Origin of the sequence: Rothia nasimurium (assembly GCF_928381415.1) — a bacterium.
Taxonomy (GTDB): domain Bacteria; phylum Actinomycetota; class Actinomycetes; order Actinomycetales; family Micrococcaceae; genus Rothia; species Rothia nasimurium_H.
Window position 1 is genome coordinate 248,761 of the sequence record NZ_CAKMSF010000006.1, and the last position, 18,860, is coordinate 267,620.

The 18,860-nt window shown below is 56.4% G+C and carries 16 protein-coding genes; 9 read left to right on the forward strand and 7 right to left on the reverse strand.

The genetic code is table 11. The annotated features are described in order from the left end of the window. Positions 1-196: 196 nt before the first annotated feature. The 4 genes from L7A20_RS08760 to L7A20_RS08775 form a co-directional block, all read right to left on the reverse strand. Positions 197-676 (reverse strand): hypothetical protein, encoded by a 480-nt coding sequence (locus L7A20_RS08760; RefSeq protein ID WP_237223103.1) that lies wholly within the window; start codon positions 674-676, stop codon positions 197-199. 133 nt (positions 677-809) lie between these two features. Beyond that, positions 810-1,844 (reverse strand): hypothetical protein, encoded by a 1,035-nt coding sequence (locus L7A20_RS08765; RefSeq protein ID WP_237195700.1) that lies wholly within the window; start codon positions 1,842-1,844, stop codon positions 810-812. Then, positions 1,831-3,066 carry a restriction endonuclease subunit S gene (locus tag L7A20_RS08770; protein WP_237195702.1) on the reverse strand — a complete coding sequence of 412 codons (1,236 nt, stop codon included), beginning with the start codon at positions 3,064-3,066 and terminating at the stop codon, positions 1,831-1,833. Before L7A20_RS08770 ends, L7A20_RS08765 begins: the two co-directional genes overlap by 14 nt. Further along, positions 3,066-5,057, reverse strand: coding sequence for a type I restriction-modification system subunit M (locus L7A20_RS08775; RefSeq protein ID WP_237195703.1), 1,992 nt, complete (start codon positions 5,055-5,057; stop codon positions 3,066-3,068). The genes L7A20_RS08770 and L7A20_RS08775 overlap by 1 nt, the downstream gene beginning before the upstream one ends. 222 nt (positions 5,058-5,279) lie before the next feature. Here L7A20_RS08775 and L7A20_RS08780 point away from each other — a divergent pair, with 222 nt between their 5' ends. After that, positions 5,280-6,137, forward strand: coding sequence for a PhzF family phenazine biosynthesis protein (locus tag L7A20_RS08780; protein WP_237195705.1), 858 nt, complete (start codon positions 5,280-5,282; stop codon positions 6,135-6,137). Between the two features lie 322 nt (positions 6,138-6,459). Then, positions 6,460-6,951: a DUF2087 domain-containing protein gene (locus tag L7A20_RS08785; RefSeq protein ID WP_237195714.1), complete on the forward strand. Its 492-nt coding sequence runs from the start codon at positions 6,460-6,462 to the stop codon at positions 6,949-6,951. A 111-nt stretch (positions 6,952-7,062) separates the two neighbouring features. Here the strand turns inward: L7A20_RS08785 and L7A20_RS08790 are convergent, their stop codons facing one another. Continuing rightward, entirely contained in the window at positions 7,063-7,701 is a 639-nt protein-coding gene (locus tag L7A20_RS08790; RefSeq protein ID WP_237223104.1) for a TIGR03085 family metal-binding protein, read from the reverse strand. Positions 7,702-7,830: 129 nt separating this feature from the next. On the opposite strand from L7A20_RS08790, the gene hisI reads away from it, so the two are divergent. The 3 genes from hisI to L7A20_RS08805 are packed head-to-tail and all read left to right on the forward strand — an operon-like array spanning position 7,831 to position 10,450. After that, a complete protein-coding gene (hisI, locus tag L7A20_RS08795; protein ID WP_237195718.1) occupies positions 7,831-8,226 on the forward strand; it encodes a phosphoribosyl-AMP cyclohydrolase in 396 nt (131 codons plus the stop codon). Positions 8,227-8,257: 31 nt separating this feature from the next. Beyond that, positions 8,258-9,826 (forward strand): anthranilate synthase component I, encoded by a 1,569-nt coding sequence (locus tag L7A20_RS08800; RefSeq protein ID WP_237195735.1) that lies wholly within the window; start codon positions 8,258-8,260, stop codon positions 9,824-9,826. Further along, on the forward strand, positions 9,827-10,450 hold the full coding sequence (locus tag L7A20_RS08805) for a Trp biosynthesis-associated membrane protein (RefSeq protein ID WP_237223105.1): 624 nt from the start codon (positions 9,827-9,829) through the stop codon (positions 10,448-10,450). A gap of 72 nt (positions 10,451-10,522) precedes the next feature. On the opposite strand, the gene hutC is transcribed toward L7A20_RS08805, so the two are convergent. Then, complete coding sequence (gene hutC / locus L7A20_RS08810; protein ID WP_237195740.1) at positions 10,523-11,269, reverse strand: histidine utilization repressor; 747 nt, start codon at positions 11,267-11,269, stop codon at positions 10,523-10,525. 146 nt (positions 11,270-11,415) lie between these two features. Here hutC and hutU point away from each other — a divergent pair, with 146 nt between their 5' ends. From hutU to hutH, 4 genes are all read left to right on the forward strand, one after another. Next, positions 11,416-13,080 carry a urocanate hydratase gene (gene hutU / locus L7A20_RS08815; protein ID WP_237195742.1) on the forward strand — a complete coding sequence of 555 codons (1,665 nt, stop codon included), beginning with the start codon at positions 11,416-11,418 and terminating at the stop codon, positions 13,078-13,080. A gap of 2 nt (positions 13,081-13,082) precedes the next feature. Further along, on the forward strand, positions 13,083-14,273 hold the full coding sequence (gene hutI, locus L7A20_RS08820) for an imidazolonepropionase (RefSeq protein WP_237195754.1): 1,191 nt from the start codon (positions 13,083-13,085) through the stop codon (positions 14,271-14,273). After that, a complete protein-coding gene (hutG, locus tag L7A20_RS08825) occupies positions 14,273-15,280 on the forward strand; it encodes a formimidoylglutamase (RefSeq protein WP_237223106.1) in 1,008 nt (335 codons plus the stop codon). The genes hutI and hutG overlap by 1 nt, the downstream gene beginning before the upstream one ends. Positions 15,281-15,423: 143 nt before the next feature. Next, positions 15,424-16,965 carry a histidine ammonia-lyase gene (gene hutH, locus L7A20_RS08830; protein WP_237223107.1) on the forward strand — a complete coding sequence of 514 codons (1,542 nt, stop codon included), beginning with the start codon at positions 15,424-15,426 and terminating at the stop codon, positions 16,963-16,965. Between the two features lie 62 nt (positions 16,966-17,027). On the opposite strand, the gene L7A20_RS08835 is transcribed toward hutH, so the two are convergent. Continuing rightward, entirely contained in the window at positions 17,028-18,581 is a 1,554-nt protein-coding gene (locus tag L7A20_RS08835; RefSeq protein ID WP_237223108.1) for a hypothetical protein, read from the reverse strand. Positions 18,582-18,860 lie beyond the last annotated feature (279 nt).

The following is an 18,860-nucleotide window of genomic DNA, read 5'->3' on the forward strand; positions in this document are numbered from 1 at the left end:
GCGCGAGGCTAATAATGAATAAGTTAATTAATGGGTGATTTTGGTGATGAATTCATATATTATGCGTTAAATGATTCACTAGGGCATAAAATAAATTGGCGCGCGGCCCCTAAATGAATCGATGGTTTTCTAAATTAGAGTAAAATTCTGACAAAATCTATAATTTATGCTGACAAACAAGACATGTGGTGTATCTTCACTTTATTAAGAATACACCATCGGCAATATTTTGAAAGTGGACGAAAGAATCCTTCGCTTCCTTCGAACCGGATTTGCTCTGAAGGTCCATTAGCTCATTATATGATTTTCTTGTTAGTATATGATGCATATCTTTATCGCCTTCAACCTCGTAAACCTTATACTTCAGAAGGCCAAGCGTTGGATTCAGAAATGTAACATTGTTAACCGAGTAGAGAAGGGCTATAAGTATAAATAGAAAAATATTTGAAAATATTGATAACAGATTATCGCGGTCAAAATTCATCAGCGGAACTATATAAGTAATCAAGTAGTTCATCATGCTATCACTGTTTGGTTTTATTGTTATATTCTCAGAAAGTTTATCTGAGTTGCCTGAAGTTGAATTTAACATCCTTATTAGCCCAATAATTGTAATTGCAATCAATATAAAAAGTACTAAATTGATAACAACATCTCTCGGGTCATAGTTAGGCATCTGATTCGCGGAAACAACATTTTTTATATGAGTGTAGTCAAAGCTGGATAGTATTAACCATAGATAAAGAGGTAAGTATGAAGATATAAATAGAAAGAGTTGTTTGCAGAAGTTTGTGGATATATATTTTCTTTTAAAGTCGAGCATCATCTGTCCTTGACACCCCAGATATTAGTGCAAGATAAAAAGCATCTGATATTGCGTTTAGGAGATGGTCTGGGTTTCCGCCCTCTTTAAGTACAATTTTATAGCTAGTTTCTGATTTTTCTGGGTTAGCATTGTCTGAGAAGCTCTGAAGCTCAATATCGCATATTAATTTATTGAATTCGTTATTCGGATCCGTCAGTATATCCTGAATTTTATATATGTTATCTATTGTTTTCTGCAGTCTTTCTTCATCGTCTGCAATTCGAAGAATCCAACTTGAGTACCTTTTTGATTTGGAGATTTTTTCAGATATTGAAGACATCGAATCATCAGAGAAGATTCTCTTGAAGTTCTCATTATCATTAAATTTCTTTTTGCTTTCGACTTTAATTATCGAGTCCATTTTAAGCAGTGAGTCAAATTTTGCCTCAGAGTTATTTATAATGATCTCGTTGGCATTTTCAAAAACCATTTCGATTTTCGGATTGAATCCTATTAAGCTATCTTTCTGAGAAATGCTAATATTATTTCCAGAAATCTGTCCAACAAACAATTTCTTCTGTAAAGCATAAAAATTTTCGAATCTAGAAACGAAAGTGTATTTCATTTCTTCTGAGTCATCGTCGTTACTTTGTTTAGGAATTGTTATTGTTACTGAGTAGAGGTCTACCTTTTTGAGCTGGTCGTCAGTTATATTTCTCAAAGAATTTTTCTGCGATTGAATTGATTTTAATAAGTCCTTTGTGGAAGGAAACTTATCGGGGTTGAAACTTGTCAAGCAATTTTTATTTGTATATTTGAGGCTGAACGGGCGTTGTTCTTTATTCTTAAAATTTTTTTCGAGGCCGTGAAGGATGTTGCCAAGAATTAACTTTTTAGTTTTTTTATTTGCGTCCATCCTATAAATTCTGTTTTCACTTTTTAGCGTGCTTTGAATAAATGAAATGCTAATAAAAGTGTACCATTTTTTCTCACTAGCCTCGAAATGCTGTATGTCGTCAATTACTTTATTGATGTCCATTGTGTCCTAATTTTGTAGATAGTATTTCTTTTTTTCTCTCTAGAAGGAGACTGTTTAAATGTTTTAATTGTTCAATAGAGATGTGTGATTTGGTGCTTACCTCTGAAAATTGCTCTGAAAATTTATTTTGAAAATTAATTGATGGTACCCAAATTGGTATTTCAGAAAATCCTTCACGGTTGATTTTGGGCATTGCTGCGCGACTTGAGTTTTGTAATGCAAATGTTTTAAATGGCCTTGAGAGTAGGAACCATATTAAAAAATTATTGTTCAAATAGTCAGAATTTGCAGAAATGCCGTACATGTCAGCAGAACATAGGCAGTCTTCCATTGCGATTGTAGACTTTAAAAGGGCTGGGCGAATCTTAGAAAAAATTACCTGACCCTTTTTCACTAAGTACTTACCGCTATCTGCGCCTTGTTCAATGGCAGTTTCTGTGTAAAGAATTTTTCCGGTCCCAGACTCGACGTGATTTGGCGCGATGAGTGTCATTGAAGAATATGGTTCTTCCTGCGGGTTAACCAGGCCTTCATTGATGTGAGTGACCATTCCTAAATGCGTGCGTCGCCAAGTCGTTCCATTCCATTCGACAGAATTAAGGCTCGAATTGAATATATCTTTAATTGGCTCGGGGTGGACAAGTGAAGTAATTGTGGATTTGAAACGTTCATCTTCTAGTTCAAGAAGATGTTGCAGGTCAGCAATGAACTCATCAATCTCCGCCAGTTCACGGTCAAGCTCATCTGCGATTCTCTTTTGTTCCTTAAGAGAAGGTAATGGGAACTTTAGATTTTTTATATACTCTTCTGACACTCGTTTTAGACCACCAGCACCAGTCATAGAAGAAATCGCTGGATTCATAAATTCTGGTGTCTGAAGTAAATATGCCAAGTACCTCTGATCTACACCAGGTTTGGGCCGAAGAACAGTCAGCTCAGTTGTAGCAAAACTAGGGCCAGGCAAATCCCTGCCAAGGATTCCTTTACCATTTTCAAAGCAGGGTGTTACTTTTGCATAAGCAACATCTGTTGGTTCTAAATAGCTATACCCGTTGAGTAGTTCAGAAATCGGCCTGGACTCTACATCGCTTGAGAGCTTGCCAAATGATTCAATCTTATCCATCGGATAAATCGGAAACTTTTCTTGCGATTTTCTGATTGACTCCGGAACAGTCGGATTGAAATCAGCTAGATATTTTAGTTTTACGAGAGGAGCTTCCATTAGCCCAGTACCTCTTCCAGCCTCTTCTTGATTCGGCCCAGCACCTCGTTGAGGTCGCGGTCAATCTCCTCCAGGGAGCGGGGCGGAACATACTCATAGAAGTGGCGGGTAAAAGGAATCTCCGCACCCTCCTTAGTCTTAGATTCATCAATCCAAGCATCCGGCACAAAAGGCTTGACCTCGCGCTCCAAATACTCGTGAATGTCCTCGCCCCAGGGCACATTCTCTGTATCACGCAAGGTAGTGTCAGCCACCGGCTTCTTAGCCTTCATCACCACCTCGGCGGATTCATCGCGTTCAGCCAACTCATCCACCAACTTAGCTAAAGCCGCAGGCTTCACCAGGGCACCGGCGTCCGCAAAAACCTGCAAGAGCTCAGCCTTCACTCTGGCCACATCAGCACCAACAACCCCCGCCGTGCTCTCAACCAAAGCAGCAAGAGAAGCCCGCACGGCAACGTCCTCACCCTCTGTCAGCTTGAGCTTGCCAAACTCCTTAGAAGCCAAGAGACGCTTAACCCGCTCAGCAGTAAAACCCCAATTCAACCGCAAAGGGCGCTCCACCGTAATCGTGCGGTACATAAACTCCTCACGATCAAAAACCTTAGACCGCTTATCATCCGCAGCATCAAAAGCAGCGTAGAGGCGGGTAATCTCAGCAATCTGCTCCTCACTCAGGCGCTTCCGCTTAGACCCCACCGACTTACGCATCTTCTCAAACATATTCGTCGCGTCAATCAGCTGAACCTTACCCCTACGCTCAGCCTTCTTCTGCTTATTCAACACCCAAATATAGGTAGAAATACCGGTGTTATAGAACATGTCAGTGGGCAGACCAATAATTGCCTCAAGGTAGTCCTGGTCCAAAACCCACTTACGGATATTTGACTCACCAGAACCCGCGCCACCCGTAAAGAGGGGAGAACCATTCAACACAATGGCCCCGCGGCCGCCCACCTGGGCAACACCATTGCTAGCAACCGTCGGCTCATTGAGCTTAGAAATCAGGTGCTGCAAGAAAAGGAGCGAACCGTCAGAAACCCGGGGTAGGCCAGCACCAAACCGGCCCGTAAAACCCTGGTTCTTGTGCTCAGCCTCAACCACAGCCTTAGCGCCCTTCCAGTCCACGCCAAAGGGCGGGTTGCTCAGCCCGTAATGGAAGGTGCGGTTCTCAAAAGCCGGGTCAGTCAGTGTGTTGCCGAGAGCGATATTATCGACGTCCTGGCCCTTCACCACCATGTCAGCCTTACAAATCGCATACGACTCAGGGTTGAGCTCCTGACCCAGCAGGCTCACATCGGCGGTGGGGTTCAGCTGATGAATCTTATCGTCAGCCACCGACAACATACCGCCGGTGCCAGCCGTAGGGTCATAAACCGACCGGGCAATGTAATCAGTACGCAGGTCTTCATCATCAGCCAGCAGCAGGTTAACCATGAGCTCAATAACCTCACGCGGGGTAAAGTGCTCACCGGCAGTCTCATTCGAAGCCTCAGCGAACTTACGAATCAGCTCCTCAAAGATATTGCCCATCTGCTCATTGCTCACCTGATCAGGGTGCAGATTCACCCGCGAGAAATGCTGAATCACCTGATACAGCAGGTTATGAGCGGCAAGGTCTGCGATGGTGTCTTCGAACTTATACTTCTCAAAAATATCGCGCACGTTCTCACTGAACTGGTTAATGTAAGAACGCAGATTCTGCTCAAGAGTATCGGGGTCATTCGCGACCGTCTTGAGATTGTGCTGGGAGAGGTTATAGAAACTGTAATCGTGACCCGCCCGGGCAGACAGCATCGCCGGGGGAATTGTATCGAGCACATAACCGTCTGCCGCCTCTAGAACAGCCTGCTTAGTCGGCTCAAGCACCGCATCAAGACGCGCCAACACCGTGAAAGGCAAAATAATCTGACCGTACTGATGCTGCTTATAGGTACCGCGCAAAACATCAGCCACATTCCAAATGAACTGAGAATAGTTCAAAGAAGACACACAAGCCCCTCAACATTGGCAAACTAATGGCTCCGAATAAAAGCCCTAGCCACTAGGCAGAGCTTTTACCCCGATAAAAACTAATAATACTCAAGGGGCAGGCTGGGAAGACGAAGTGCAGCTCTTGTGTCTCACCTGCTAAAAGAAGCTGGCTGCTGAACTAGCCAGGTGCCGGGTAGGGTAGAGGTACACCCCGTAGAAGCGCAGGCGAAAGGACCCCACATGAAAACCCGCCCCTTCACCCAGGTCGATGTGTTCGGCTCGGTTCCGCTCAAAGGCAACCCCCTCGCCGTGGTGCTCGACGGCAGTGGCCTCACCGACGAGAAGATGCAGGACTTTGCCCGCTGGACCAACCTCTCTGAAACCACCTTCATCACCCAACCGACTGACGCTCGGGCCGACTACGCCGTCCGCATCTTCACTCCCGGCGGCGAACTACCCTTTGCCGGGCACCCCACCCTGGGCAGTGCCCACGCCTGGCTAGAAGCCGGTGGCCAGCCTCAGCGCCCCGACGTCATCGTGCAAGAATGCGCCGCCGGGCTCATCGACATCACTCGCAGCGGCCAAGAGCTCGCCTTCGCCGCGCCGGCGACCGTCCGCACCGGTGCCCTTGATGAGGCAACCCTGGCAGACATCGCCACCGCCCTAGGTCTAGAGCGCAGCCAGATTCTCTCCCACCAGTGGGTCGATAACGGGCCCGGCTGGTCCGCCGTTGAAATCGCAGACCCCGACCGGCTGCTCGCCCTCACCCCGGACTTCGCCCGCGGCACAGACCTCAAACTCGGCGTCTTCGCCATGCACCCGGAAGGTTCAGACATCGCCTACGACATCCGCGCCTTCGTACCCGGTATCGGCGTTTCTGAGGACCCGGTCACCGGCTCCCTCAACGCCTCCGTCGCCCAGTGGCTCGCCCGCGAGAACCGGGTTGCTGGAACCTACACCGTACGCCAGGGCACTTGCCTGCACCGCGACGGCAGACTCACCATCACGGTAGGGCAGGACGCCGGCCCCACCGGATCACCCGACATTTGGGTTGGCGGAAGAACCCACACCCTCATCAGGGGAGAGGTTAGTCTTTAGATCTTTAATCCATCTGTTGGCTTGTGTTGCCCCGCCAAGCCGGGGCGGGCGTCCGTCCGCTCATTGAAGGTAATCGAAAATGCCATCTGCGCGGTCAAAGAACACGCAGATGGCATTTTCGGTTACATACACGAGCGCATGTGATATAAAGGTGTGTGGCGTCACCCACCGCCCAGCGCTTTGCCCCTGTGACTCTAGCAAGCAGGCCCCCGAGCGCGAAGGGAAGAGAATTCTCGGGTTGCACCGGCATTCCGTGGCCGGGGCAGGCACCACCGAACCGTCGATTGATACCGCAGCTAGAGTGCGAAGAAAGTCGATACCCGTGACTGCCCAATCAAACTTCAAAAAGCTCGTGCGCGCCCGCATGGAAGAAACCGGTGAGAACTACACCACCGCCCGAGCAGCCCTCCTCGAGACCAGGCCGTCGACCGCCGACCTGAACGATCCCCGTGAACAAGCCTACGCAGAGCACCGCACAGTCGTTGACCGTTTTCTGCAGGGCGGACGCCTGACCTCCTGGCCCTCCAAGCGCCGCACCCGTGCCCACCTGCTGTTGCACCTGGTGACCTATTTTGAGCCGGGTCGCACCTACACCGAGAAACAGGTCAACGAGATTCTGGCCGCCCTCTGGCAGGACTATGCCTTTATGCGTCGGGAGATGGTCGAGTACGGTTACCTGGTGCGAACTGCTGACGCATCCGCCTATTGCTTGGCGACCCGGGTTCCCGACCGGGCGGGTACCGTGCTGGCTGCCGAGGCTCCGGCCTGGGAAGCGATGTGGCTGCCGGGTTACCTGGCCGCAGAGGCTCTGTAGCAACTAGGGACCAGATTCCTCCCGAAATCCTTGTGGTGCACACATACTATTGGGAGTTTTCTGGTCCCTACTATGGGGCGGAGCGGAGCAGGCGCGCGCCGCAACCGGCCCTTAGCTCACCTCAACTCGGGCCGCGGCCTCGCGCCCGAACATGTAGAGCACCAGTTCGCCCGGCTCGCCGGTCAGCACAGTCGCAACCTGGCCAGCAGGCGGAGCAATCACAGTATGAACAGCGGGGGAGTAGCCCGGAGCTTCCAACACCAGCCCCTGAGGGTACTTCTTCCCGGCCATCATGCGAGCGCGCGCCCGCAGCACCTTCCACATCTTCTCCTGCACACCCTCAGCCAGCTCGCGCGGGGCAGGCTGCTCGCCGTCAGTGAGTGAGGCGCGGCGGACGTCCTCGGTATGCACAAAATACTCAATCAGGTTCATTGCCTCGTCCAGGCCCGGGAAGCGCGTGCGCATGTGCAGGTAACCCGGCAGCGCCTCAAAATCGCGCAGGGCTTTCTCGTAGCGGCGCTGGCCGGTCAGCTCATCGGCAAGCTGCTTGGTGTAGCGTTCGGTGCGCGCAGCCAGCGGGCCGCCCGGCATGCCCGCTGCAATCAGAGGCTTGCTTTCGCGCACCAGCAGGTGGGTGGCGAGATGGCGGGTTTCCCAGCCCTCGCAGAGGGTAGGAGCGGACGGCCCCGCGGCAGCGAGAGCATCAAGTAGGGCGGTGCGTTCTGAGGTAACAAGGGCAGAAGAAGTCATACGCCCAGTCTAAACCTGAACGATGGGTTGCCCAGCGCAGGCACCAGCCCTACAAACACCAGCCCCAGCCCGTAGCCAGATGCTGAGAGCTGCCCCAGCCCTGCTACCGCCATCAGCTAGGATGGAAAGGTGAGTACACCAGCACCCAGCGCCACCGAGGGCGCTTCACTGCCCGCCGATATCGCCGCACGCCTCAAACGCGATGAGCACGGCCTATTCGCCGCAATTATTCAGCAGCACGACACCCGCGATGTGCTCATGCTCGGCTGGATGAACGACGAAGCCCTGCGCCGCACCCTCACCGAAGGGCGGGTCACCTTCTGGTCCCGCTCCCGCCAGGAATACTGGCGCAAGGGCGACACCAGCGGCCACTACCAGTACGTCAAAAGCGTCAGCATCGACTGCGACGGCGACGCCCTGCTCATCGAGGCCGACCAGGTAGGCGCAGCCTGCCACACCGGAACCACCACCTGCTTCGAAGCCGGCGGGCAGCTGCCTGCCGCAACCGGCGTCCGCCCCGAATAGCTCCCCAGACACACCACAACCAGAGGAAACCATGCACGACTTGGGAATCGTCGAACCGACCCTAGAAGAGTTCCGTGAACTAGCTACCAGCCGCCGCGTCATTCCCGTGCGCGTCAAAGTTCTCGCAGACGCCATGACCCCCATCGGCATCTACCGGGCCCTGGTCGCCGCCGACGGCGCACCAGCCCCCGGCACCTTCCTGCTGGAATCAGCGAACGAGCAGAAGCAGTGGTCACGCTACTCCTTCATCGGTGCCTCCAGCCGCTCAACCCTCACCACCAAGGACGGCAAGATTGTCTGGCAGGGTCTGACTCCTGCCGGTGCCCCCGTCGAGGGCGACCCCGTCGAAGCAATCCGACAGACCCTGGAGATGCTCCACACCGAGCCCTTGGAAGGGCTGCCCCCGCTCACCAGCGGCCTGGTCGGCTACATGGGCTGGGACGTGGTGCGCCACTGGGAGAAGCTGCCCGGCGGGCCAGCGGACGACGTCAACCTGCCCGAATTCGCCCTCAACATCGTCTCAGACATGGCAGTGCACGATAACGCCGACGGCACCGTCACCCTAATCGCCAATGCCATCAACTTCAACGGCACCGACGAAAACATCGACGCCGCCTACGCCGATGCCCTCTCCCGCGTCTACGCCATGATGGACAAACTGGCCCAGCCCGCCCCCGAGTCGGTCTCAACCCTCACCGGCACATCGGATATCGAGGCGCAGGTCGCGCAGGTCAAGCACACCTGGGCAGAACAGGGCTTCTTGGACGCCATTGAAAAGTCCAAGAAAAATATCATCGACGGCGACGTCTTCCAAATCGTGATCTCCCGCCGCTTCGAGGCAGAAAACCGCGCCAGCGCCCTGGACGTTTACCGGGTGCTACGCCAGTCTAATCCCTCGCCCTACATGTACCTCTTCAACTTCGAATCTACCGAAGACGGCGAGCCCTTCCAGATTGTCGGCTCTTCCCCCGAAGCCCTGGTCACCCTCAAAAACGGCACCGCCACCACCCACCCCATCGCCGGGTCCCGTCCGCGCGGCGCCACCCGCGAAGAAGACCTTGCCCTGGCCGAGGAGCTGCTTGCCGACGAAAAAGAGCGCTCCGAGCACCTCATGCTCATCGACCTGGCCCGCAACGACCTCTCCCGCATTGCGGTACCCGGCAGCGTCAACGTCACCCAGTTCATGGAAATCGAGCGCTTCAGCCACATCATGCACATCTCATCCGAGGTGCAGGCCCAGCTGGCCGACGGCATGAACGCCTACGACGTGCTGCGCGTAGCCTTCCCCGCAGGCACCCTCTCGGGCGCGCCCAAGCCCCGCGCCATGCAGCTACTCGACGAGTACGAGGTGAGCGCTCGCGGTGTTTACGGCGGTGTCTGTGGCTACTTCGATTTTGCGGGCAACATGGATATGGCAATTGCCATTCGCACCGCGGTGCTCAAGAGCGGACGCGCCTACGTGCAGGCCGGTGCCGGTATTGTTATGGACTCGGTGCCCGCTTCTGAAGCCCAGGAAACCGTGAACAAGGCAGCCGCCCCGCTGCGCGCCGTGCTCACTGCGTCGGGTCTGGCGCCCCTGTCGACCGAGGTGATTGACTAAATGAGCGAGTCACAGACCCAGCCTGCTGAGGTTGCTACCGCGCACCCGGTGCCGGGCTGGGCTAAACCTGCCCGCGTGATGCTGGGGGCTATGGCTGTTTCTACTGCCGCCTTCCTCACCACTTTGCCGACCTGGATTCGCGCCGAAGTCAGCACGGTCGTTTCGACCTCCACCCTGGACATTTCGGGAGCGGACGCCGGCTCCACCGTCTCTGCCCTGGCTCTGGTTGCCCTGGTGGCGTCGGTTGCCCTGCGTATTGCCGGGCCTAAGCTCCGCAAGGTGCTGGCTCTCTTGCTGGTGGGCGTGGGGCTGGGCCTGGCAGTAGCTGCCTTTGGCGTGAACGCCGACCCGCAGGCTGCCTCTATGGCCCAGGTCAGTGCGATGACCGGTACTAACTCCCCGGCTAATTCCTACGCTGTGACCGTCATGCCCCTGCTGGCGACCGTGTGCGGTGTGCTGGTTGCCCTGGCCGGTGTGTGGGCCTTTGTTGCTACCTCCCACTGGAAGACCGGGCGCAAGTACGACCGGTCAGCTGCCCGGGCCGCCCGCGTGGCTTCTGCCGAAGAAACGGACGAGATCGACGCCTGGGATTCCCTGAGTGAGGGTAAGGACCCGACCCTGTAAGAGGGACAAAACGTCTAAAGCCGCAGACCCGCTGTGATTGGCGGGCTGCGGCTTTGCTGTATCTAGAGGGGGTTACAGGCCGAAAGAACCCTCTAGGCGGCTGCGGGAGCCGGGGTGCAGCAGCACTACCTGGCTGATGAGCTCATCGCCTGACCAGGTGCTGCGCAGCAGGCGCAGGCAGGGCTCGGTGGGGTTGATCTGCAGGTCGGACGCCTGTGAGCTGGTGGGTAGCACCGCTTCGACGGTGTGCGTGCCCCGGGTGATAGGGGAGCACTGCCCCAGGTAAAAGTTGGGGGTGATGCTGGTGAAGTCCTGCTCTAGATAGTTGGGCATGGCTACGGCGTTGACGTAGCGTTCTTCGCGCTGGATGGGCAGCCCGTCGTCGTAGTGGACCAGCACGCTGTGAAAGACCCTCTCGCCCAGCTCTGGGGCTAGGCGGCGCTGGGCCTGGGCTGCCGGTATCTCTTCGAGGGTGAGCACCTTGCTGCTGTGGGTGTGGCCGCGTTCGGTGATTTCATCGGCAATGTTACGCACCTCAAGCAGGGCAGAGGGGTTCTTGTGCTCGGCTACAAAGGTGCCGACCCCGCGGGTGCGCACGAGCAGGCCCTCAAGTGTCATCTCGCGGATAGCTCGGTTGACGGTCATGCGGGAGAGGCCCAGGGCGCTAGCGAGCTCGTTTTCTGAAGGGATGCTTTCGCCCGCTGCCCAGTGGCCGCTGTTGATCTGCTCGGTGATGATGGTTTTGAGCAGCTGGTAGGCGGGGGTTTTTGCGGCCTTGTGGTCAGCGAACTGCTGGGACAAGTCGGTAATTTTTTCCACGCCTACTCCATTGACAACCAGTTGTATATACAAGAAGATAGGTGTGTGACCCTCTTCATCTTTCAACTGTACCGCCCCGCGCGGTCAGGCAAAAGTAAAGAACCAGAAGCTGGGCAAAGCAGACCATCATGTACAAAGGAGTAGACATGACCACCAGCGGCCCCCGCCCCGTCCGCGCCCCTCGCGGCTCCGAACTCAACACACTTGGATGGCAGCAGGAAGGCGCCCTGCGCATGCTCATGAACAACCTCGACCCCGAGGTAGCCGAGCACCCCGATAACCTGGTGGTCTACGGCGGCACCGGCCGCGCAGCCCGCTCCTGGGAGGCCTTTGACGCTATCGTCGCCACCCTCAAGACCCTCAAGAACGATGAGACCATGCTGGTGCAGTCCGGCAAGCCCGTGGGCGTCTTCCGCACCAACGAATGGGCCCCGCGCGTGCTGCTGGCCAACTCCAACCTGGTGGGTGACTGGGCCAACTGGGAGCACTTCCGCAAGCTCGAAGCTGAAGGCCTGATGATGTACGGCCAGATGACCGCTGGCTCCTGGATCTACATCGGCACCCAGGGTATTCTGCAGGGCACCTACGAGACCTTCGGCGCGGTTGCCCGCAAGCGTTTCAACGGCACCCTGGCAGGTACTATCACCCTGACCGCAGGTCTGGGCGGCATGGGTGGTGCCCAGCCCCTGGCCGTGACCATGAACGAGGGCGTCGCAATCTGTGTGGACGTTGATGAGTCCCGCGTTGACCGCCGCATCGATCACAAGTACCTGGACGTCAAGGCTCGCGATCTTGACCACGCCCTAGAGCTCGCCGTCGAGGCCCGCGACTCCAAGAAGCCCCTGTCTATCGGTGTGGTGGGTAATGCCGCCGAAATCTTCCCCGAGCTGCTGCGCCGCAAGGCCCCCATCGACATCGTCACCGACCAGACCAGCGCCCACGACCCGCTCAGCTACCTGCCCACCGAGGTTACCTTCGAGGACTGGAAGGCAGAAGCCGCCCGCGACCCCGAACTCTTCACCAAGCGCTCCCGCGAGGCCATGGCAGCCCACGTTGAGGCAATGGTTGGCTTTATGGACGCCGGGGCTGAGGTCTTCGACTACGGCAACTCCATTCGCGACGAGGCCCGCAAGGCAGGCTACCAGCGTGCCTTCGACTTCCCCGGCTTCGTACCCGCCTACATCCGCCCCCTCTTCGAAGAGGGCCTGGGCCCCTTCCGCTGGTGCGCCCTCTCCGGCGACCCCGAAGACATCAAGAAGACCGACCAGGCTATTCTCGAACTCTTCCCCGAGAACGAGCACCTGAAGCGCTGGATCACCATGGCCGGTGAGAAGGTTGCCTACGAGGGTCTGCCCGCCCGTATCTGCTGGCTGGGCTACGGCGAACGCCACAAGGCAGGTCTCAAGTTCAACGAGATGGTAGCTAGCGGTGAGCTCTCTGCCCCCATCGCCATTGGCCGTGACCACCTGGATTCCGGTTCGGTGGCTTCCCCCTACCGCGAGACCGAGGGCATGAAAGACGGCACCGACGCCGTTGCCGACTGGCCCCTGCTCAACGCCCTGGTGAACACCTCATCGGGTGCATCCTGGGTATCCATCCACCACGGCGGCGGCGTGGGCATGGGCCGCTCCATCCACGCGGGCCAGGTCTGCATCGCTGACGGTTCTGAGCTGGCTGCTGCCAAGCTGGAACGGGTACTGACCAATGACCCCGGCATGGGCGTGATTCGCCACGCGGATGCCGGCTACGAGTACGCCCAGCAGGTTGCGGCTGAGCGCGGGGTTCGTATTCCTATGCAGGAAAACCGCTAGCCATGACCAGCCGTCTCTTTACCAACATCGGGTCACTGGTCACCAACGACCCAACCCTGGACCGCGGGCCCCTGGGCGTGCTCGAGAACGCCGCCTTCGTGGTGGAACAGGGCAGAATCACCTGGGTTGGTGCAGCCAGCCAGGCACCGGCGTCCGACCGCTGCCTAGACCTGGGTGGGCGTGCCGTGCTGCCGGGTTTCGTGGAGTCCCACTCCCACCTGGTCTTTGCCGGGGACCGCTCACACGAGTTTGCCGCCCGCATGGAGGGCAAGCCCTACGAGGCCGGTGGCATCCGCACCACTATCGAGGCGACCCGGGCCGCCAGTGCAGCCGAGCTGGAACTCAATACCCGCTCGCTCATGCAGGAGTACGCCCGGGCCGGGGCAACCACGATTGAGGTGAAGACCGGCTACGGTCAGTCGGCCGAGTCTGAGCTGAAGTCGGTGCAGGTCGCCGCTGCCTGCACCGACGAGGTGACCCTGCTAGCTGCTCACGTGGCTCCGCCGGAGTACCGGGATAAGCAGGACGAATACGTTCAGATGGTAGTAGACACCATGATTCCCGAGTGCGCCCCCTACGCCTCCTGGATCGATGTTTTCTGCGAGCGCGGGGCTTTTAGTGAGGACGAGTCGCGGGCAGTTCTGCAGGCAGGGATCGCTGCCGGTTTGAAGGCTCGCGTGCACGGCAACCAGCTGACCTACGGGGCTGGTGTGCAGCTGGCAGTGGAGCTGGGTGCTGCCAGCGTGGATCACGTGGTTTACCTGACGGACGCGGACGTCGACGCCCTGGCTAATAGCTCCACGGTGGCTACCGTGTTGCCCGGGGCAGATTTTTCAACCCGGGGAGCCTACCCCGACGCCCGCCGCCTGCTGGACGCCGGTGCAACGGTGGCGCTGGGGGCCGACTGCAACCCCGGTACCTCCTTCACCACCTCCATCCCCTTCTGTATCGCCCTGGCCGTGCGCGATCTGCACATGAGCCCGGACGAAGCTGTCTGGGCGGCAACCGCCGGGGGAGCGGCAGCCCTGGGGCGCACCGACATCGGTGCCATCACCGTGGGAGCCCGCGCCGACGTCCTCGCCCTGGACGCCCCCAACCACCTGCACCTGGCCTACCGCCCCGGCGTGCCCCTGGTCGCAGGCGTCTGGAAGGACGGGCAAACCGTCGTACCCCTGCACGAGGAGGACATCTAGTGATACAGGCTTTTACCGACCGGAAAGCTCCGGAATGGAGCGGACGCGACGACGGGCCCGGTGCCGAACACCGCAGGCTCTTCCAGGTAGTGCAGCCGCTTGCCCAGCTGACCCAGCGCCCGGACGCCCTCTTCATCGGCTTTGCCTCCGACGAGGGGGTGCGCCGCAACCAGGGGCGCACCGGCGCAGCAGAAGGGCCCACCGCCCTGCGCTCAGCCCTGGGAACCCTGGCCCTGGCTCGGGGAACCACCGGTAACCGCCGCACCGACCTAGTCCTGGGCGACGCCGGTGACGTTGTCGTCACCCACCGCGACCTGATAGGAGGCCACCGCAGACTATCGGAGGCCGTCACCGCCATCATCGACGCAGGCTCCCTGCCGGTGGTACTCGGCGGCGGGCACGAAGTCGCCTACGGCACCTATCTGGGGCTGGCGGCGTCCGCCCGCAGAAAAAACCACCGGGGGCAGGGCAGAGCCGCACGCATCGGCATCCTGAACCTGGACGCCCACTTCGACCTGCGCGAAGCGGACGAACCCACCAGCGGAACCCCCTTCACCCAGGCGCTCGCCGACGAAGAATGGGCAGGCACCGAGCTGGCCTACGCGGTCGTGGGTATCTCCGAAGCCGCCAACACCCAGGTGCTCTTCGATGCCGCAGACCGCTCCCGCGTGCACTACCTGCTCGATGAAGAAACCCACTGGGGCAACCTACAGGCCATCGACAAGTTCATCGAAGTCTTCACCGCACACGTCGACCTGATCTACCTGACCCTGGATTTGGACGTCCTGCCAGCGGCCGTTGCCCCCGGCGTCAGCGCCCCCGCCGCACTCGGCGTTGACCCTGCCATCATCAACCGCATCATGAGCAGGGTTGCTGCCTCGGGCAAGCTCGCTGCCTTCGACGTGGCCGAACTCAACCCCTCCCTGGATATCGACGGACGCACCGCCAAAACAGCAGCCCGCCTGATTCATACCGTTCTGACCCGGCACGCGCCTTTACCGGAGTAAAACTCTATAGGTTCTGCAGGCTCGCGCTCGCTGCCGACCCTCTCGCTGGTTCGCTGACGCTCACAAGCGATTCACGCCAGCCGCCGAGCCAGCAGCTTCGCTGCGAGCCTGCCTCACCTCGTACACTTTCAAAGGAGAAAACCATGACCACCACCGTCACCGTCGGTATCGGGCCCGTGAGCTTCGCCGACCTGATCGCAGTTGCCCGCCACGGCGCGGCCGTCACCATCAGCGAAGAGGCCCTGGCAGAAATCGAAAAATCTAGCCAGCGCATCCGCGACCTCGCCAACTCCGACACCCCCGTCTACGGCGTCTCCACCGGCTTCGGCGCCCTGGCAAATAAGCACATCCCCCTTGAGATGCGCAAGGCCCTGCAGCGCGGCCTGATTCGCTCCCACGCCGCAGGCTCCGGCCCCGAGGTCGAAACCGAAGTGATTCGCGCCCTCATGCTCCTGCGCCTTTCAACCCTGGCAACCGGCCGCACCGGCGTCCGCCCCGTCGTCGCCCAGGCCTACGCCGACATGCTCTCTGCCGGCCTCACCCCGGTGGTGCGCGAGTACGGTTCGCTGGGCTGCTCCGGCGACCTGGCACCCCTGTCGCACTGCGCCCTGGCCATCATCGGTGAGGGGCAGGTGCGGGACGCCGACGGCCAGCTCTACGAGACCGCTGAGGCTTTCGAGAAGTTTGGGCTGACCCCGGTTGAACTGGCAGAGAAGGAGGGCCTGGCCCTCATCAACGGCACCGACGGCATGCTGGGCATGCTGGTGATGGCCCTGACCGACCTGGACGCCCTGGTCAAGCTCGCCGACATTGCTGCGGCCATGAGCGTTGAGGGGCTCGCCGGTACCGACCGCGTCTTTGCCCCCGAACTGCACGAGCTGCGCCCCCACCCCGGCCAGGGGGCAGCGGCTGCCAACATGAAGAAGGTGCTGGAGGGCTCCGGCATCATCCAGCACCACGCCGAGAACGTGACCACCTACGTGCAGGACGCCTACTCCCTGCGCTGCGCACCCCAGGTCGCTGGCGCCGTGCGCGACACCATCGAACACGCCCGCACCGTTGCCCTGCGCGAGCTAGCCTCAGCCGTTGATAACCCCGTGGTGACCCTGGACGGCCGGGTGGAATCCAATGGTAATTTCCACGGCGCCCCGGTGGCCTATGTGCTGGACTTCCTGGCGATCGCCGTAGCTGATGCCGCCTCAATCTCAGAGCGCCGTACCGACCGCTTCCTGGATGTAGCCCGCAACCGCGGCCTGCCGCCCTTCCTCGCCGATGACCCCGGCGTGGACTCAGGCCACATGATCGCCCAGTACACCCAGGCTGCTATCGTTTCTGAGCTCAAGCGCCTGGCTGTGCCCGCCTCGGCCGATTCCATTCCTTCCTCGGCTATGCAGGAGGACCACGTCTCTATGGGCTGGTCGGCTGCCCGCAAGCTGCGCAAGGCGGTGGACGGGCTCACCCGCGTCCTCGCTATTGAAATCCTGACCGCCGCCCGCGGTATCGACCTGCGCGCCCCGCAGACCCCCTCACCGGCAACCGCCGCAGTGATTGAGCGCCTGCGTAAGGACGTCGCTGGCCCCGGCCCCGACCGCTTCCTCTCACCCGAAATCGAGCAGACCGTTCAGCTGGTCGCCAGCGGCGAACTGCTGGCGGCGGCTGAAAGCGTCACCGGAAAATTGTCATAATATTTTATGTAAAGACACGAAAATAAGAAATAGAGCGAGCGGGAGACCGCTCGCTCTATCTTTTATTCGAAAGTTACCTCATCTTTTGAAATTATGAATGTGTATGAGTCATTTTTGCAAGTTATTTTAGCTCCATCATTCAAGCATGCGGCTCCATAGAGAGAAATTGTTTGCCCAGCAGGTAGCGGGACTGGGTCCCCTTCTGGGAATACATTTTCAGCATTCGGGTTTTCAATTCTTTGAGAGTTATCTATTGCTGTGGAAACTGAATTATTATCGGAGTTTGCGCATAATATAAACCCGTCTCTACCTTTTATTATGCAGGTTGCAAAATCATTTTTAAACCATACTGAATGCTTGTCGTGGATTCCTGTTTGGAATTTTTCCGGGTCTGACACAGGGGCCCCGCCTAGAGGTAAGAAAGTTATGGCGTCTAGCTGGCTTTCTGAGTTTCTGCAATTAACAGACCTGCCAAGGCGCTCGACCTCTTCAAGAGTGCGTGTATTACAGGTAAAATTCTGAATTTGATAGTCCGAGGTATCACCACTTGTGAAAGTGCTGTTGAAGTCAGAAAATATATTCTGAACTTCACTACAATCAATTTTTACCGATGATTCTGAAATAAATAGTTCAGATTGACCAGTTGAGCTTCGCCCACAACTTATTCCAGTCTGGAGTGAGACAGTGTTTACGTCACTATTTTGGGGAAATTCTTTAAATATAGTGTTTGCTATATTTGGAAGAGAGTTTGTGGCCAAAAAATCTAGATCAGGTTCGGTGTCGAAGTCAAAGCTTTGATCTTCGTCAAGTCTTGCATCAGCTAGTAGCATATAGTTATTTTTAACTGTAAGCATTGAAACTTTAAATTCGCTGATGGTTGCAGAGTCAGCCATTCTATTATCGGAATCGGATTTTTGAAAATCACTTTTCAGGAAATCCCAAGAGGACCAGGTTAGGTTTTTATCGTCAATATTGCTCGATTTCAACTTTTCCTTAGTTGAATTTAGCGATGTTGAGTAAGTCTCAACTGATAGCCCCAGCATCTCATTTTCTAGTGGGAAAGACATGGGGCTATCGGGGGCGGAGACGACATCTGCCAGTGACAAGACTACACTGCATGAAAGGGTTGAAAATTTCTTTACAATGTTTTCCAAATCGGAGGAATCTTCAAATTTTAGCAATATTGCTTGATGGGAATAGGTTTCTCCGCTTTCAGGGTTTTTTTCTTGCCACAATGCAACATTCCCTGTAGGTTTACTTGAAAAATTTGAGTTTTGCAGAATTCCGCTCAGGCCAGTTCTGCAGTCGCCGGGGGAAGTTCCCTCTGCGCTGAGCGGTATGGGGTCAGCTGCCTGATAAAGATAGCTTTCAACATCGCCAGCTACTGGTTGGGCTTTAGTATCTATTAACTCGAAGTTTTCGATTCTATCTGAATAGCTAGATAGGTTGCCGAGTCTCTTCGAGAGCTCGTCTTCTGCTTTGAATGTTTGGGTGGGTGAGGGTGTCTGGCTAGTCGGTTCTGCGGTGGGGGTGCTTGCAGAGTCCGCGTTAGAAGAACATGCAGATAATGTCATTCCAGCCAGTAAAAGGAACGTTGTGGCTAGTCTTCGTTTCATTTCTGATCCTGTGTTGGCGTGTCTGTGGTAAAAATATTTTACAGATTTAGTGTTGGGTGGACAACTTTTTTTCTACTGTGGTATCAATCTCGTGATGATTCTTTGGGTGGTTTTTAAATTGAAATAAAATTTCTATATGTGGTTATAAGTATTGAGGCTTATTCAAAAGTCCCACCCGCAGCCAAAAACACCAACCCCCGCACCACCGAAAACACCCGCCCATACAACCCCAACGGCCGCCTAAACCCCGTATGAAGAATCCGCCAAGTCTTGATGTGC

What these genes read in the sequence shown, in the direction of transcription:
- L7A20_RS08760 (WP_237223103.1), bottom strand. Translation starts at nt 676, where the DNA reads ATGCCTAACTATGACCCGAGAGATGTTGTTATCAATTTAGTACTTTTT.
- L7A20_RS08765 (WP_237195700.1), bottom strand. Translation starts at nt 1,844, where the DNA reads ATGGACATCAATAAAGTAATTGACGACATACAGCATTTCGAGGCTAGT.
- L7A20_RS08770 (WP_237195702.1), bottom strand. Translation starts at nt 3,066, where the DNA reads ATGGAAGCTCCTCTCGTAAAACTAAAATATCTAGCTGATTTCAATCCG.
- L7A20_RS08780 (WP_237195705.1), top strand. Translation starts at nt 5,280, where the DNA reads ATGAAAACCCGCCCCTTCACCCAGGTCGATGTGTTCGGCTCGGTTCCG.
- L7A20_RS08790 (WP_237223104.1), bottom strand. Translation starts at nt 7,701, where the DNA reads ATGACTTCTTCTGCCCTTGTTACCTCAGAACGCACCGCCCTACTTGAT.
- L7A20_RS08800 (WP_237195735.1), top strand. Translation starts at nt 8,258, where the DNA reads ATGCACGACTTGGGAATCGTCGAACCGACCCTAGAAGAGTTCCGTGAA.
- L7A20_RS08805 (WP_237223105.1), top strand. Translation starts at nt 9,827, where the DNA reads ATGAGCGAGTCACAGACCCAGCCTGCTGAGGTTGCTACCGCGCACCCG.
- hutU (WP_237195742.1), top strand. Translation starts at nt 11,416, where the DNA reads ATGACCACCAGCGGCCCCCGCCCCGTCCGCGCCCCTCGCGGCTCCGAA.
- hutI (WP_237195754.1), top strand. Translation starts at nt 13,083, where the DNA reads ATGACCAGCCGTCTCTTTACCAACATCGGGTCACTGGTCACCAACGAC.
- hutH (WP_237223107.1), top strand. Translation starts at nt 15,424, where the DNA reads ATGACCACCACCGTCACCGTCGGTATCGGGCCCGTGAGCTTCGCCGAC.
- L7A20_RS08835 (WP_237223108.1), bottom strand. Translation starts at nt 18,581, where the DNA reads ATGAAACGAAGACTAGCCACAACGTTCCTTTTACTGGCTGGAATGACA.